At 67.1% G+C, this 15,530-nt stretch carries 11 protein-coding genes; 5 read left to right on the forward strand and 6 right to left on the reverse strand.

What is annotated here, in order from left to right:
- Nucleotides 1-5: 5 nt before the first annotated feature.
- The 4 genes from fdhE to fdnG all read right to left on the reverse strand — a co-directional run bounded on the left by fdhE (nt 6) and on the right by fdnG (nt 5,647).
- A complete protein-coding gene (gene fdhE, locus ACIQ09_RS07565) occupies nt 6-938 on the reverse strand; it encodes a formate dehydrogenase accessory protein FdhE (RefSeq protein ID WP_398307814.1) in 933 nt (310 codons plus the stop codon).
- Nucleotides 939-1,045: 107 nt separating this feature from the next.
- Nucleotides 1,046-1,672, reverse strand: coding sequence for a formate dehydrogenase subunit gamma (locus ACIQ09_RS07570; protein WP_398307816.1), 627 nt, complete (start codon nt 1,670-1,672; stop codon nt 1,046-1,048).
- Nucleotides 1,669-2,565: a formate dehydrogenase subunit beta gene (fdxH, locus tag ACIQ09_RS07575; RefSeq protein WP_374477701.1), complete on the reverse strand. Its 897-nt coding sequence runs from the start codon at nt 2,563-2,565 to the stop codon at nt 1,669-1,671. Before fdxH ends, ACIQ09_RS07570 begins: the two co-directional genes overlap by 4 nt.
- A gap of 10 nt (nt 2,566-2,575) precedes the next feature.
- Entirely contained in the window at nt 2,576-5,647 is a 3,072-nt protein-coding gene (fdnG, locus tag ACIQ09_RS07580; RefSeq protein ID WP_398307819.1) for a formate dehydrogenase-N subunit alpha, read from the reverse strand.
- 342 nt (nt 5,648-5,989) lie between these two features.
- Between fdnG and ACIQ09_RS07585 the strand changes: the two genes are divergently transcribed.
- The 4 genes from ACIQ09_RS07585 (at nt 5,990) to phnE (ending at nt 9,779) form a co-directional block, all read left to right on the forward strand.
- Nucleotides 5,990-6,871 (forward strand): putative selenate ABC transporter substrate-binding protein, encoded by an 882-nt coding sequence (locus tag ACIQ09_RS07585; protein WP_398307821.1) that lies wholly within the window; start codon nt 5,990-5,992, stop codon nt 6,869-6,871.
- 196 nt (nt 6,872-7,067) lie between these two features.
- On the forward strand, nt 7,068-7,877 hold the full coding sequence (locus ACIQ09_RS07590; RefSeq protein WP_398307823.1) for a phosphonate ABC transporter ATP-binding protein: 810 nt from the start codon (nt 7,068-7,070) through the stop codon (nt 7,875-7,877).
- A gap of 313 nt (nt 7,878-8,190) precedes the next feature.
- A complete protein-coding gene (locus tag ACIQ09_RS07595; protein WP_398307825.1) occupies nt 8,191-9,012 on the forward strand; it encodes a PhnE/PtxC family ABC transporter permease in 822 nt (273 codons plus the stop codon).
- A complete protein-coding gene (gene phnE, locus ACIQ09_RS07600) occupies nt 9,009-9,779 on the forward strand; it encodes a phosphonate ABC transporter, permease protein PhnE (RefSeq protein ID WP_398307827.1) in 771 nt (256 codons plus the stop codon). The genes ACIQ09_RS07595 and phnE overlap by 4 nt, the downstream gene beginning before the upstream one ends.
- Nucleotides 9,780-9,792: 13 nt before the next feature.
- Here phnE and ACIQ09_RS07605 read toward each other — a convergent pair whose 3' ends face one another.
- The gene (locus tag ACIQ09_RS07605) at nt 9,793-11,823 is read right to left on the reverse strand and encodes a cache domain-containing protein (protein WP_398307857.1); all 2,031 of its coding nucleotides are present in this window, start codon (nt 11,821-11,823) and stop codon (nt 9,793-9,795) included.
- Between the two features lie 85 nt (nt 11,824-11,908).
- On the reverse strand, nt 11,909-13,285 hold the full coding sequence (locus ACIQ09_RS07610; protein ID WP_398307829.1) for a sigma-54-dependent transcriptional regulator: 1,377 nt from the start codon (nt 13,283-13,285) through the stop codon (nt 11,909-11,911).
- A gap of 122 nt (nt 13,286-13,407) precedes the next feature.
- Here ACIQ09_RS07610 and ACIQ09_RS07615 point away from each other — a divergent pair, with 122 nt between their 5' ends.
- The gene (locus tag ACIQ09_RS07615; RefSeq protein WP_398307831.1) at nt 13,408-15,477 is read left to right on the forward strand and encodes a M13 family metallopeptidase; all 2,070 of its coding nucleotides are present in this window, start codon (nt 13,408-13,410) and stop codon (nt 15,475-15,477) included.
- The last annotated feature ends 53 nt before the right edge of the window (nt 15,478-15,530 follow it).

Raw genomic sequence — 15,530 nt, forward strand, 5'->3', positions numbered from 1 at the left:
GTCTCCTAGGGGGTGAACAGGAACAGGTTGCGGCCGGCCCGGTGGAAGCCGGCTTCGTCCACCAGCATGTCGAGGGCCAGGGTGGCCAGGTCGTCGGCGAAGGCGTCCACCAGCGGGTCTTTCTCCATGGACACGATCTTCAGGCTGGCCTGGCATTCGGGACAGGTTTCGGCCTTGACGCCGGGGTGGAGGGCGCCCTGCCGGCCTTCGAGGCTCTGGTAGCTGATGCCCTTGGTGTTGTGGCAGGGCACACACTTGATGCGGGTGACGTGCCATTCGCAGGCGCACAGGCTGCAGGTGGCGTAGCGCACGCCGTGGCCGGCATCGCCGATGCGCACGATGGAGGCCACCGGGTGGGCGCCGCAGGCCGGGCACAGGCTGTCCTCGAAGCCGGCGGGGATGTCACTTTCGGCGAGGGCCAGGGCGCGGGCTGTCCAGGCAACCTGCAGGGCAGCGCCGACAAGGGGGGCGAGGGCCAGTTCGATGACGGTGTCCGGTGCTTCCTCGCAGCGCAGGATGCTGCGGGCGAGTTCGTCCATGGCGCTGCGTGCCATGCCGGGCAGGCTTAGCAGGGCCGATTGCAGCACCGGCGGCGCATAGGGGTCGAGGGCGGTGGCGAGCTTCTGGAGCACGCTGAACCAGGTTTCCGGCAGCTCGCCCCCCTGGGCGTCGAGGGGCGGCATGCCGTGTTCGCGGCAGCGCTTGAGCAGGGTAGCGTCGGGGCGGGGGGTAAGGGGGCGCAGGCGGTCGAGCTCCTGCTGCTGGAGGTCGGCGATCCGGGCGCAGAAGAGCAGGAAGTCGGCCATGGCGTGGTCGCCGGCCAGGGCCCGCAGGCGCTCGGCACGGTTGGCAAAGACCCAGGTAGAGGGAAGCCGGTTGGAGCTGTCCTCACCGACGGCCTGGGTGGCGATTTCTTCGGGGCTGCGCAGTGTCTGCATGGCGTTCCAAAATGTTCCGGGGCTCTGGGGCACGGGGTCGTTTGATCGACTCGTGCCCGGGGGATTCAGTCGGCGGGGACGAACGCTGCCACCCCCGCCGGGTTGTGCTACTTGCCGGTCATCTGGCGATACCAGGCCCGGTGGTGTTGCTTGGCCCAGGCGCGGGTCACGGTGCCGTAGAGCATGGCCCGGATGGTGCCCCGGACCCAGATGGCGGCATACACGTGGACGATGATCGCGATGATCATCACCGTGGCGAAGACCGCATGCAGTACGGCGCCGGTACGGATCACGCCGATGGGGAAGTAATGGGAGAAGTACGCCCGCCAGATGACGATGCCCGAGACGAAGAGCACCAGCATGGCCAGGCCGAGGAACCAGAACAGCAGCTTCTGCCCCCCGTTGTACTTGCCCATCTCCGGCATGTTGTGGTCATCCCCATCCACCATCTCCTTCGCCCGCTTGACCCACTCCCAGTCGGTGTCGGTCATGTGGTTGAGGCGTTTGAAGCGGAAGAACATCACCACGAAGAACAGCATCATGATCACCCCGATGAAGGGGTGCAGGATGCGCGTCCACACTCCGCCACCGAACAGGCTGGTGAGGGGGAACAGGGCCGGATGGAAGAGTGCCAGACCGGAGAGCGCGAGCAGGATGAAGCAGATGCCCGTGATCCAGTGGTTGGCCCTCTCGGACGCGTTGTAGCGTTGCAGGTCGGACGGATCGCGGATCATTTTTCGCCCTCCAGTTCCTTTTCGACTTCGGCTTCGATCTCCTTGGACACTTCGTTCGGGCCCTTCATCACGTAGTGGAAGAGGCCACCCAGCGCCGCGGCGGCAATGCCGGCCATGGCGAGGGGCTTGGCGAAGCCCTTCCACAGGGAGACGGTGGGTGCGATCGTCGGGTCGGCGGGCAGGCCGCTGTACAGGCTCGGCTTGTCGGCGTGGTTGAGCACGTACATGACGTGCGTGCCTCCCACCCCGGCCGGGTCATACAGGCCGGCGTTCTTGAAGCCGCGCTCCTTCAGCTCGGTGATGCGCTCGTCGGCCAGCTCTTTCATGTCCTCCTTCGAGCCGAAGCTGATGGAGCCCGTCGGGCAGACCTTGACGCAGGCCGGCTCCAGGCCCACCGCGACACGGTCGGAACACAGCGTGCACTTGTAGGCCTTGCTGTCCTTCTTCGAGATGCGCGGGACGTTGAAGGGGCAGCCGGTTACGCAGTAGCCGCAGCCGATGCAGTTTTCCTGGTGGAAATCCACAATGCCGTTGGCGTACTTGATGATGGCGCCGGGGGCCGGGCAGGCCTTCAGGCAGCCCGGGTCCTCGCAGTGCATGCAGCCGTCCTTGCGGATCAGCCACTCGAGGCCCCGCTCCTCCGACTCCACTTCGGCGAAGCGCATGACCGTCCAGCTCTGGTCGGTCATGTCCGTCGGGTTGTCGTAGGTGCCGCCGCAGCTTCCCACTTCGTCACGCAGGTCGTTCCACTGCATGCACGCCACCTGGCAGGCCTTGCAGCCGATGCACTTGGAGACGTCGATGAGCTTGGCGACCTCAAGGGTCTTGCGCGCCTGGGGCGGTTCGGTCGTGGTGGCCGAGCGCTTGGCGATATCCAGTGATTGCAGTGCCATGGCGATCTCCTCAGGCTTTCTCGACGTTGACCAGGAAGGACTTGAACTCCGGCGTCTGGGTGTTCCCGTCTCCCACGAAAGGCGTCAGAGTGTTGGTGATGAAGCCGTTCTTGGCCACCCCCTTGAAGCCCCAGTGAAGCGGAATCCCGACGTGGTGAACAGTCTTTCCGTCGACCTTGAGAGGTTTGATGCGCTTGGTCACCACCGCCACGGCCTTGATGTAGCCCCGGTTGGAGCTCACCTTGACCCTGTCGCCGGCCCGGATGCCCTTCTCTGCCGCCAGCGCCTCACCGATCTCGACGAACTGCTCGGGCTGGATGATGGCATTGGACTCCACGTGCTTGGTCCAGTAGTGGAAGTGCTCGGTGAGCCGGTAGGTGGTGGCCGCGTAGGGGAAGTCCTTGGCCGTGCCGAAGGCCTCCATGTCTCCCTTGAATACCCGTGCGGCCGGGTTGGACGTGGCCTTGGGGTTGTTGCGGTGCATCGGGTTGACGCCGATGGGGGTCTCGAAGGGCTCGTAGTGCTCGGGGAAGGGGCCTTCGTTCATCATGCCCCGGGCGAAGAAGCGGGCGATGCCCTCCGGGTTCATGATGAAGGGACCCATACCGTCCTCGGGGGCGGAATCCACCTTGAAGTCGGGCACGTCGGAGCCCACCCACTTGCTCTGGGCGGCGTCCCACCACACTTGCTTGCGCTTGGCATCCCATGGCTTGCCGGCCGGATCGGCCGCCGCGCGGTTGTAGAGGATGCGTCGGTTGGCCGGCCAGGCGAAGGACCAGTTGAGGGTCTGGCCGTTGTGGAAGGGATCGGCGTTGTCGCGCCGGGCCATCATGTTGCCCTTCTCGGTCCACGCGCCGGAGAAGATCCAGCAGCCGCAGGCGGTGGAGCCGTCGTCACGCAGCTGGGCAAAGCCGTCGAGCAGCTCGCCGCCCTTCTTGATGAGCTTGGTCGGATCCTTCGGATCAGCCAGGTCGGCCAGGGCCTTGCCGTTGTATTCCTTGGCCAGCTCTTCGGGCGAGGGCTCGTAGGGCACCTTGTAAGGCCACGACAGATTGAGGATGGCGTCAGGGAAGGCGCCACCATCTTTCTTGTACATGTCGCGCAGGCGCAGGAACAGGCCGGCCATGATCTCCGGGTCGGTCTTGGCCTCACCGGGGGGCTCGGCGCCCTTCCAGTGCCACTGCAGCCAGCGGCCCGAGTTGACGATGGCGCCGTCCTCTTCGGCAAAGCAGGTGGACGGCAGGCGGAACACCGTGGTCTGGATCTTGGCCGGATCCACGTCATTGAACTCGCCGTAGTTCTGCCAGAACTCGGAGGTTTCGGTGGCCAGCGGGTCGATCACCACAAGGTACTTGAGCTTGGACAGCGCGGCCCCCACCTTCGCCTTGTTGGGGAAGGAGTTGAGGGGGTTGAAGCCCTGGGCGATGTAGCCGTTCATCTTGCCCTGGTGCATCAGCTCGAAGACCTGCAGCACGTCGTAAGTCTTGTCGAGCTTGGGCAGGTAGTCGAAGGCCCAGTTGTTTTCCTTGGTGGCGGCGTTGCCGTACCAGGCCTTCATCAGGCTGACGTGGAACTTGCCGTAGTTCTGCCAGTACGACAGCTGCCCCGGCCGCATGGGCTTGGGTGCGCGCTTGGCGATGTAGGCGTCGTAGTCGGTTTCCTTCTCGCCCGGCAGGGTCATGTAGCCCGGCAGCAGGTTGGAGAGCAGGCCCAGGTCAGTGAGGCCCTGGATGTTGGAGTGACCGCGCAGGGCGTTCACACCGCCACCCGCCCGGCCGATGTTGCCGAGCAGCAGTTGCACCATGGCTGCCGTGCGGATGATCTGCGAACCGGTGCTGTGCTGGGTCCAGCCGAGGGCGTAGAGGATGGTCATCACCCGGTCCGGCGTGTGGCTGGAGGCGAGCAGCTCGGCCACCTGCAGGAACTTGTCCTTCGGCGTGCCGCAGATGTTCTCCACCACGTCCGGGGTGTAGCGGCTGAAGTGGGCCTTCATCAGGTTCCACACGCAGCGCGGGTTTTCCAGGCTGGGGTCGGTCTTGACGAAGCCGTCCTCACCCATCTGGTAATCCCAGGTGGACTTGTCGTACTTGCGCTTGTCTGCGTCGTAGCCGGTGAAGAAGCCGTCCGCAAAGGCGAACTCGTCCTTCACGAGGTAAGTCATGTCGGTGTAGGACTTGATGTAGTCCATGTGCACCTTGTTGTTGGTGATCAGGTAATGGATCACCCCGCCCAGGAAGGCGATGTCGGTGCCGGTGCGGATGGGCGCGTACAGGTCGGCCATCGCAGCGGATCGCGTGAAGCGCGGATCCACAACCACGAGGCGGGCCTTGTTCTTGGCCTTCGCTTCGGTTACCCATTTGAAGCCGCAGGGGTGGGCTTCGGCGGCGTTTCCGCCCATGATCAGGATCACGTCCGCATTCTTGATGTCGGTCCAGTGATTGGTCATGGCTCCGCGGCCATACGTCGGGGCAAGACTTGCCACCGTCGGGCCGTGTCAGACACGCGCTTGGTTATCGAATGCGAGCATTCCCAGGTTACGCACCACCTTGTGGGTGATGTAGCCGGCCTCGTTGCTGGAGGCGGAGGCGGCGAGGAAACCGGTGGTAAGCCAGCGGTTAACCGTCACGCCATCGGCGTTCTTGGCGACGAAATTGGCGTCGCGGTCTTCCTTCATCAGCTTGGCGATACGGGTGAAGGCCTCGTCCCAGCCGATGCGCTTCCATTCCCTGGTGCCGGGCTCGCGCACTTCCGGGTACTTGAGCCGGTTCTTGCTATGCACGAAGTCGAGCAGGCCGGCGCCCTTGGGGCACAGGCTGCCGCGATTGACCGGATGGTCCGGGTCGCCTTCGATGTGGATGATCTCGGCGTGGGCGTTTTTCGCCTTGTCGCCGAGGCTGTACATGATGATGCCGCAACCGACCGAACAGTACGGACAGGTGTTGCGCGTTTCCGTGGTGCGCGCGAGCTTGAAGGTGCGAACTTCGGCGAGGGCCGCAGTGGGCGAAAAGCCCATCGCGACCAGACTCGATCCGGTCAAGCCCCCGGCAGCCACCTTGAAGAACTGGCGCCGTGAGAGTTGCATGGTGACTCTTCCTCCTCCGTTGTTGTTGATGAACAGCGTCTTGTCGCCTTGCAATCCCCGCGCCAGGGGTGGGGGCTTTACGAATCAAGCGCTTGCCTGAGGAATTGGATCGGTGGGTGGGACATTTTGTCCTTGCGATGGACAAAATGTCCCGTCTTGCCCGTGTGCGATCCAGGCGTGTTCACTCTTGAGCCTGCCGCCGCTATAGTCGGCCTCGCGGTCTGTGTACCGCTTTGATGTTTTCAGCGGGCCCGGCCTTGCCGGTGTCCGGACTTCAGCCGGGGCCGTACTCCCTCGTCCCGGCAGCGGGTGCCCCATAGGGTGCCGATCGAGGAGCTGTCCATGACTTCCATGCCCTACCCGCGGCGTGCGCTGCTGCGCGCCTGTGTTGCTTCCGCACTGGCCGGCCTTGCCGGTCTGCCCCTGCTGGCCCACGCGGAGGAAGTCCTCCGGGTGTCGGCCATTCCCGACGAGGCGCCCACCGAACTGCAGCGCAAGTTTGCTCCCCTGGGGGCTTACCTTGAGGCTGAAACGGGCATGAAGGTCAGCTTCGTGCCGGTGACCGACTACGCTGCCGTGGTCGAGGCCCTGGCCACCCGCAAGATCGACATGGCCTGGCTGGGGGGCTTCACCTTCGTGCAGGCCAAGATCCGCACCAACGGCACCGCCGTGCCCCTGGTCCAGCGCGCCGAGGACGCCAAGTTCACCTCGCGCTTCATCACCGCCAGCGACAGCATCAAGGGTTTCGCCGACCTCAAGGGCAAGACCTTTGCCTTCGGTTCGCCCTCCTCCACGTCGGGCCACCTGATGCCGCGCTACTTCCTGGGCCAGGAAGGCATCAACCCGGACAAGGATTTCAAGAGCACCGCCTTCTCGGGCGCCCACGACGCCACCGTGGCCTTCGTGCAGGCCGGCAAGGTGGATGCGGGCGTGCTGAACGCCTCGGTGTGGGACAAGCTGGTCGAGCAGAAGAAGGTGGACACCACCAAGGTCCGTGTCTTTGCCACCACCCCGCCCTACTTCGACTACAACTGGACGGTGCGCGGTGACCTGGACCCGAAGATCCAGGCCAAGCTCACTCAGGCCTTCCTCAAGCTTGATCCGGCCAACCCCGCCCACAAGGAAATCATGGCTCTGCAGCGCGCCAGCAAGTTCATCCCCACCAAGGCGGAGAACTACAAGGGCATCGAGACGGCGGCCCAGGCGGCCGGGCTGCTGAAGTAGGGGACGGATTCAGGTCGAATCTCTCCGTAAGGGCGACTTGTAGGGGCGACTTCGGTCGCCCATCGTGGGTTGATTCACCGCCATGCCCCTGATCAAAGTCCGCGGGCGACTGAAGTCGCCCCTACAGTCGCCCCTACGGTCCCTCCGAGCGGCCTTTTTGCCTCCTCATCGGGTTCTGGATGAAACAAGGATCACCATGGGTTTTTCCCTGGATGGCGTCGGGCTGACCCACGCCAATGGCTTTCGCGCCCTGCGCGGCGTCGACCTGCGGGTGGCGCCGGGCGAGCGGGTGGCCTTGATCGGTGCCTCTGGTGCCGGCAAGACCACCTTGCTACGGGTGCTGGCCGCATCGCTGCGCCCGGCTGAGGGCCAGGTGCGCCTGCTGGGGGGCGAACCCTGGGCGGATTCGCCCCGGGCCCTGCGTCGCCTGCGTTCGCGCATCGGCCTGGTGCACCAGGCCCCGCCCATCCCCCCGCGCCAGCGGGTGGTGACGGCGGTGCTGGCTGGGCGCCTGGGCCAGTGGCCCCTGTGGAAGGCCCTGGCATCGCTGCTGATGCCGGTGGACCCGGAGGGCGCTGCCCGCGAGCTGGCGCGCCTGGATCTGGCCGACCGCCTCTACGAGCGTTGCGACCGCCTGTCCGGCGGTCAGCTGCAGCGGGTGGCCCTGGCCCGGGTGCTGTACCAGCAGCCTGAGCTGCTGCTCGCCGACGAGCCGGTGTCGGCCATGGACCCGGCCCTTTCCGAACTCACCGTGGCCCTGCTCAACGAGGAGGCGGTGCGCCGCGGGGTGACCCTGGTGGCCAGCCTGCATGCGGTGGATCTGGCCCTGCGCCACTTTCCGCGGGTGGTCGGGGTGAAGGAAGGGGCGATCGTCTTTGACCTACCGGCCGCTGCGGTGAGCGAGGCGATGCTGCGGGATCTGTACGCGGCGGAAGGGGTGCTTCCTGTCACTCACGAGCCGGCCGATACGCCTGCCCCCGGCCTGCCGCCCCTGAGGTGTGCATGAGGCCCGGCCATGACTGCAGAGGGGATGTCATCCGACGGCTGGCGTGCTTGCTGCCATGGGGTCGAGTTCATCCAGTTTTCCTCAGTTTGACGGGTCGTCTGACGGTCGATGCGGCCACTCCTGTAGGGGCGACTTCAGTCGCCCTCCACGCGTTGATCGCGAGCAAACCGTTGACCGACGTCCGCGGGCGACTGAAGTCGCCCCTACTGTCTCTCCATTCGCCGTCAGAGCCTCCTGTAAGCCCCTGCAGCTTCACCCGCCGGATGATCGGGTCAGAGGCGCTCAAGATCCTGCCTGCGTCGGGTCTGTCTCGATGACTGCCGCCACCCGTGACCCGGCGGCCCTGCCGCGGCTGGGCTGGACCCTGGTGGCGCTGGTGCTGCTGTGGCCCTTGCTGCGCCTGACGGATTTTCGTCCGGCGGCTTTGTTCGAGGCGGGCAACCTGCAGGCCATGGGGCATTTTCTGGGGGGCTTTCTGCCGCCGGAGACCGCGCCTGAGTTCCTGGCGATGCTGGCCAAAGCCACGGTGGAGACGCTGGCCATGGCGACGGCGGGCATTGCCCTGTCCATGTTGCTGGCGGTGCCTCTGGGGCTGCTGATGACCCGCAGCCTGTCCATCTCGCGCCTGGGGCCGGGGCGCGGTGGCTGGGTCGGGCAGATCCTGCGCGGGCTGGCCCGCGGGGTGCTGGCGGTGCTGCGCGGGGTGCCGGAGCTGGTGTGGGCGCTGCTTTTCGTGCGCGTCTTCGGCCTGGGCGCGGCGGCCGGGGTGCTGGCGCTGGGCATCACCTACGGGGGCATGCTGGGCAAGGTGTATGGGGAGATCCTCGAATCCACTGATGCCCGCCCGGCGCGCATTCTGCTGGAAGCCGGCAGCGGGCGGCTGGCGGCCCTGTGCTACGGGTTGCTGCCCAACGCGGCCCAGGAGCTGGTGTCCTACACCGTGTATCGCTGGGAGTGCGCGGTGCGCGCCTCGGTGGTGATGGGCTTCGTCGGCGCGGGCGGCCTCGGCCAGCTGATGGACCAGTCCATGAAGATGCTCAATGGGGGCGAGGCGGCAAGCATCCTGGCCACCTTCCTGGTGCTGGTGCTGGCGGCGGATGGCCTGTCGGGCTTTTTGCGCAGGAGGCTGGCATGAGGGCGGGCATCTCCCTTGGCGCGCTGCTGGCCGTGGCCCTGCTGCTCGCGGCGGTGGGCGCCAGCTTTGCCTTTCTCGACATGCCCCTCGGCGCGCTGTTCACTGGGTCGGCGGCCAATGAGGCGGCGGACTTCGTGAAGCGCTTCTTTCCGCCTGATACCTCGGCCGACTTCCTGGCCAAGGTGGCCTGGGCGGCGCTGGAAACCCTGGCCATCTCCCTCCTCAGCACCCTGCTGGCGGCGCTTCTGGCGGCCGGGCTGGCCTTGCCGGCGGCAGGTCGCCAGGGCTGGCTGGCCGGGCAGGTGGCGCGTTTCAGCCTCAACCTGCTGCGCTCGGTGCCCGAGCTGGTGTGGGCCACCCTGATGGTGCTGGCGGCCGGTCTTGGCCCCTTTGCTGGCACCTTGGCCCTGGCCCTGCACACCACCGGGGTGCTCGGGCGGCTGTTTGCCGAGGCACTGGAGAACACGCCCGCGGCCCCCGCCGAGGCCCTTGGCGGCAGTGGCGCCCCGGCGCTGACCACCTTCCTCTACGCCACCCTGCCCCTGGTGGCGCCCCAGTGGCTGGCCTACGCCCTGTACCGCTGGGAGATGAACATCCGCATGGCGGCGATTCTGGGCTTTGTCGGGGCCGGCGGCCTGGGCGCCCAGCTGTATTACAGCCTGTCCCTGTTCCACGAGGCGGAGGCCAGCACCGTCATTCTGGCCATGCTGGTGATGGCGGTGGTGGTGGACGGGGTGAGCGCCTGGCTGCGGCGCGCGTCGGCCTGAGGGGCGGTTCAGTCTAGCTGCGGGGCCCGGTCTCGATCCAGCGAGCGGTGAAGCCGGGGGCGGTGGGGGCGTCGGCGTAGCGCGCTTCGCTGCGCAGGTGCACGGTGAAACAGGCGCCCTGCCCGGGCTGGCTGGCCACCGAGATGCGGCCGCCGTAGCGTTCGACGATGGTGTAGCTGATGGACAGCCCGAGCCCGGTGCCCGAGCCCTTCTTGGTGGTGAAGAAGGGGTCGAAGATGCGTGACAGGTCTTCGGCGGCGATGCCCTGGCCGGTGTCGCAGACCTCCATGGTGGCGCCCACCGTCCGGCCGTCTTCTTCCCAGTCGCGGATGTGCAGGCGCAGGCTGCCACCGTCGGGCATGGCCTGGATGGCATTGACGATGAGGTTGATCAGGACCTGTTGCAGTTCGCTGGCGTTCACCTCGACCCGGCAGGTGGCGGCGGCGTCCACGTGGACGTCGATGTTGCGGCGTTCCAGGTTGTGGCGGGTGAGCACCAGGCAGTCGGCGATCAGGGTGTTGGGGTCCACGCCCTCGGTATAGCCGGCAAACTCCCCCGGGCGGGCAAACTGCAGCAGCTTGGTGACGATCAGCCAGATGCGGTGGGTCTGCTCGTGGATCAGGCGGATCTCCTCGCGCACCGGCTCGGCGGCCGGGCCGAGGATCTCCTTCATCACGTCCAGGTTGCCCTGGATCACCGCCACCGGGTTGTTGATCTCGTGGGCCACGCCGGCAGTGAGTTCGCCGATGGCGGCGAGCTTCTCGGTCATGGCCAGGTGGCGGCGGGCCTGTTCCAGGGTGGCGTTGGCCTCCTGCAGTTCGAGGGTGCGTTCGGCCACCTTGCGGTCCAGTTCGTCCCCCCAGCGCTGCAGCTCGGCCCGGCGGGCGGCCAGGTTGTCGAGGAGGCCGTCGAAGGCCGCGGCGAGCTGGCCGATCTCGTCCTGGCTGGCCACCGGGCCGACCCGCGCTTCGGCATCGCCTGCGCCGATGCGGTCGATGGTGGCGCCCACCTGTTCCAGGGGCTTGAAGATGCTCCGCGCCCAGCGCAGGGACAGCACGCAGCCGGCCACGCTGACCGACACGAAGACCGCGAACAGGGTGAACATCGCGCCCTGCATGGCGGCGCTGAAGGGGGCTTCGAGGAAACCCACGTAGAGCATGCCGACGCGCTTGCCGAAGCTGTCGATCACCGGCTCGTAGCCCGACACGTAGTAGTCATTCACCACGAAGGCGGTGTCCAGCCACACCTTGCCCTCCTGCAGCACATGGTCGCGCACGGCCCGGGAGGCACGGGTGCCGAGGGCGCGCTCGCCCTCGAACAGGCGCACGTTGGTGGCGATGCGGGTGTCGCCGAGAAACAGGGTGGCGGTGCCGCGGCTGCCCAGGGGCAGGGTGCCCTCCCGGTAGATGATGGCGTTGATGCGATCCACCATGTCGCTGTTGCCATTGAGCAGCACGCCGCCTTCCAGCACGGCGACGAGCTGCCCACCTTCGTCGCGCACCGGGATGGCGGCGTGGATCAGCAGGCCGCGGGTTTCTTCCAGGCGTTCGTCCGGGGCGGCGTTGGGGGTGGGCACCAGGCTCAGGCGGGCGCGCTGGCGCAGGGCCGGGTCGATGGCGGCCAGGTGTTCGGCGTCGAAGACATCGATGGCCGTGGCGGCCTCGCCGGCCAGGGCCTTGCGCACCACCGGCCAGTCGCTGCGCCGGGCGCTGGGGTGGTGGCGGGGCATGACGGCACCGCGCAGCGTGCCCTGGGTGTCGAGGAGGTAGAGGAAATCCAGCCCGGCCTGGCGGCGCGCCTCGTCGAGGTAGCTGTCGAGGGCCGCCCCGCCCGGTGCGGCCATGGCCCGGGACAGGCGCTGGGAGCCGGCCAGGGCCGCGATGTCCACGGCCAAGGTCTGGTGCATGTGGGCAAAATACTCGTGGGCGGTGACCAGATCGGAGCTGACCTTGTAGCTGACCAGTTGCTGGTAGCCCTGGGTGCCCCACATCCACACCAGGCCGAGCAGGATGGGGACGCCGAGGAACAGGGGCGCCAGCACCATGGCCAGCAGCTTGCTGCGGACCGAGCGGCTGAGGCGTTCCCGGACGTCGATCAAGGGCGGGCGCCCCGCCGACACGCCGGGCCGGTCATGCCAGACCCCACTCCACGGCCTTGCGGTCGAGGGTCTTGCGGGATACCCCGAGCAGGGTGGCGGCGTGGGTCTTGTTGCCGCCGCACTGGTCGAGCACGGCCAGGATGTGGCGCTTCTCCACCTCGGCCAGGCTCAGCGGAAGGGGGTCGGCCATGCCCTGGACCTGGTTGTGCACCGGCAGGCTGCCGAGGATCAGCGAGCGTTCGATAAGGTTGCGCAGCTCGCGCACGTTGCCAGGCCAGGGGTAGGTGGCCAGGCGCACCAGATCGGCGGGCGTCACGGTGAGGGGCGGCAGGCCCAGGCGCGAGGACAGCTGGGCGTTGAAATGCTGCACCAGTTCGGCCACGTCCTCCGGGCGCTGGCGCAGGGGCGGGATCGACAGGGTGAGCACCTCGAGGCGGTAGAACAGATCGCGCCGGAAGCGCCCCGCCGCCACTTCGGCGTGCAGGTCGCGGTTGGTGGCGGCCACCACGCGCACGTCCACCGGCACCTCGGCCTCGCTGCCCACCGGGCGGATGCGCCTTTCTTCCAGGGCGCGCAGCAGCTTGGTCTGCATGGCCAGGGGCAGCTCGCCCACTTCATCGAGAAAGAGGGTGCCGCCGTTGGCGTAGTGGAACAGGCCGCGCCGGGCTTCGCGGGCGCCGGTGAAGGCGCCGCGCACGTGGCCGAAGAGTTCGCTCTCGATCAGTTCGGCCGACACCGCCGCGCAGTTGAGGGGGACGAAGGAGCGCTCGGCCCGCGGGCTCATCTGGTGCAGGGCCCGCGCTGTCACCTCCTTGCCGACCCCGGACTCTCCGAGGATGAGCACCGTGGCCGGGGTGGGTGCGACCCGCCGGATCATGTCGCACAGGGCGCGCATGGATGCCGAATGGCCGATCAGCCCCGCCACCTCGGCACCCAGGCCGGCCACCTGGCGCTGCAGCACGAAGTTCTCCCGGTCGAGGCGGGCGCGCTCGAAGCAGCGTTGCAGGGAGTTGATGATCTGATCCACCCGGAAGGGCTTGAGCACGAAGTCGGCGGCCCCGGCGCGCAGGGCATCGATGGCGGTTTCAATGTCGGCAAAGGCGGTGATGAGGATCACGTCGCCGGCAAAGCCATCATTCTTCAGGCTGCGCAGCCACTCCATGCCCGAGCGGCCCGGCAGGGCGATGTCGAGCACGATGGCGTCAAAGTGCTGTTCGCGCAGACGCTCGGCGCCCTCTTCGGACGACCCGGCCACCTCCACGCGGCAGCCGCGGGCCCGCAGGGCGCGTTCGAGAAAGTTGCGTACCCCGGCTTCGTCATCCACCACCAGCACGGCATATTCGGGCCATGCAGCTTCCCGGTGATCGGCAGCTGAAGTGTTTGAGGCGGTGGGGAGGCGTTGATTCATGGCGCCGATTTAACCATGGAGGCGAGGGATTGTCAGTGTGGCGGTTAGCCACAATGCGTCGCACTGAAGGCCGTCGCCCGGCTAATATTCGGCGTTGGTAATCCCGATTGAATGGAGATGTGATGGCGTCGACTGCTCGAATTTTCCTCGTCACGGCGGCCATTGCCGCCCTGTCCGTAGATTCAGCCCAGGCCGGGGAGCCTCCCACCTTTGGCTTTCCGGCCGGCTTCTCCGTCGACAAGATGGACCGCAGCGCCGACCCCCGCAAGGATTTCACCCGCTACGCCGCCGGCCGCTGGTACGACGCCATGCAGATCCCCGCGGACAGCGTGCGCATCTCGGGGCTCGACCTGATGTCGAAGCGCACGGACATGACCCTGCTGCAGGTGGTGGAAGAGGCGGCGCGCCAGGCCGCGTCGGCGCCCAAGGGCAGCCCCACCCAGCAGGTGGGTGATCTCTATACCGCGGGTATGGACGAGGCACGCCTGAAGGCCCTGGGCCATGCGCCCCTCAAGCCGGTGTTCGAGCGCATTGCTGCCATCACGGACAGGAGCGGGCTGGCACCGGAACTGGCCCGCCTGTATCTGGCGACCAACGAACCCGTTGCGCTGGGTGCGGGCATTGCCCCGGGTATCCGTGACAAGACCCGGTACATCGTGGTGGTGGGTGACGGCGAGCTCGTGATGCCGAACTTCGAGGATTACCTCAAGCCGGAGTCGGCCCGCTTCCGGGAGGCCTATCTCACCTACGTGACGGACACCATGGTGCTGGCCGGCTTTGCTGACGCGGAGGCCAGGGCCTTTGCAGCCCGGCTGCTGGCCATGGAAACGCGGATTGCCCGGGTGCGCCAGCCCCTCGTGGAGTATCAGGATCCGGAGAAACGCTTCGTGGAGATGCCCTACGCCAAGCTCAAGGCGCTGACGCCGGGCTTTGACTGGGACGCTTACTTCGCGACGATCGGCCTGGCCCCGCCGTCCGCTGTCACCGCCATCGAGGTGAAGTCCATGATCGAAAGGGCTGCCATCCTCTCTGAGCTGCCCCCGGACGAGCTGCGAACCTACCTCAAGTGGGAGTACCTGCGCATGAGCCTGGGGGGCTTGTCCACCGACTTCAATGCCCCCGCGCTGACCTTCACCCGCACTTTCTATGGCCCGGGCTTCGAGCTGCCCCCCCGCTCCAAGCAGGTGTTCGACAAGATCGCCGGGAAGATCGGCCACCCCCTGGGCCGGCTGTATGTGGACAAGCACTTCAGCCCCGCGTCACGCCACGCGGTGGAGGACATGGTGGGCCGCGTGCGCGCCGAGTTCCGGGCGCGCCTCGAAAAGAACACCTGGCTCACCGCCGCCACCCGCAAGCAGGCCCTGACCAAGCTCGACAAGGTGTCCATCACCGTGGGCTATCCGGATCAGTGGATCGACACTTCGTCGGTGGATGTGCGTGCCGACGACTACTTTGGCAACCTGGAGCGCATCACCACCTTCATGGCCCGGCGTGATCTGGCCCGCTTTGGCGGGCCTATCCAGCAGGATGCCTTTGCCGACCCCCGCTCCACCCTGCCCACCGTCATCAACGCCGCTTACAGCCCCCTGCGCAACGCCATCGAGATTCCGGCGGCCTTCCTGCAGCCGCCGATCTACGATCCCAAGGGTGACCCGGCCACCAACTTCTGCGCCATCGGCGCCGTGATCGGCCACGAACTGACCCATGGTTTCGACTCGGGCGGACGCCAGTACGACGAGCTGGGCCGTGTCCGCAACTGGTGGGTGAAGGATGACGAGACCCGCTTCGTCGCCCAGGCCGGCAAGCTGGTGAGCCAGGCCAATGCCTACCAGGTGCTCCCCGGGTTGCACGCCAACGGGGCCCTCGCCGTCACCGAGAACCTCGCCGACGTGGGCGGTGTGGCCTTTGCCTATGGCGCCCTTGAGAAGTACCTCAAGGCTCACCCCCGGGAGAACCGCAGCATCGATGGGCTCAGCCAGCAGCAGCGCTGCTTTGTGGCCTGGGCCCAGATGTGGTCGGACAAGGCCCGGGAGGGCTACCTGCGCCAGGTCACCGCCACCGACGCCCACCCCCCGGGGGGTTACCGCGCCTACTCGGCCTCCCAGCATGAGCCGGGCTTCTACAAGGCCTTCGGCATCCGCAAGGGTGACCCCATGTGGCTGGACCCGAAGGATCGCGTGAAGATCTGGTAAGCGGAGAAACGCAGGGCGGCCCACCCGCAAGGGGGCGGGCCGCCCCAAGCCGG

The organism is Zoogloea sp. (genome assembly GCF_044344315.1).
Lineage (GTDB): Bacteria > Pseudomonadota > Gammaproteobacteria > Burkholderiales > Rhodocyclaceae > Zoogloea.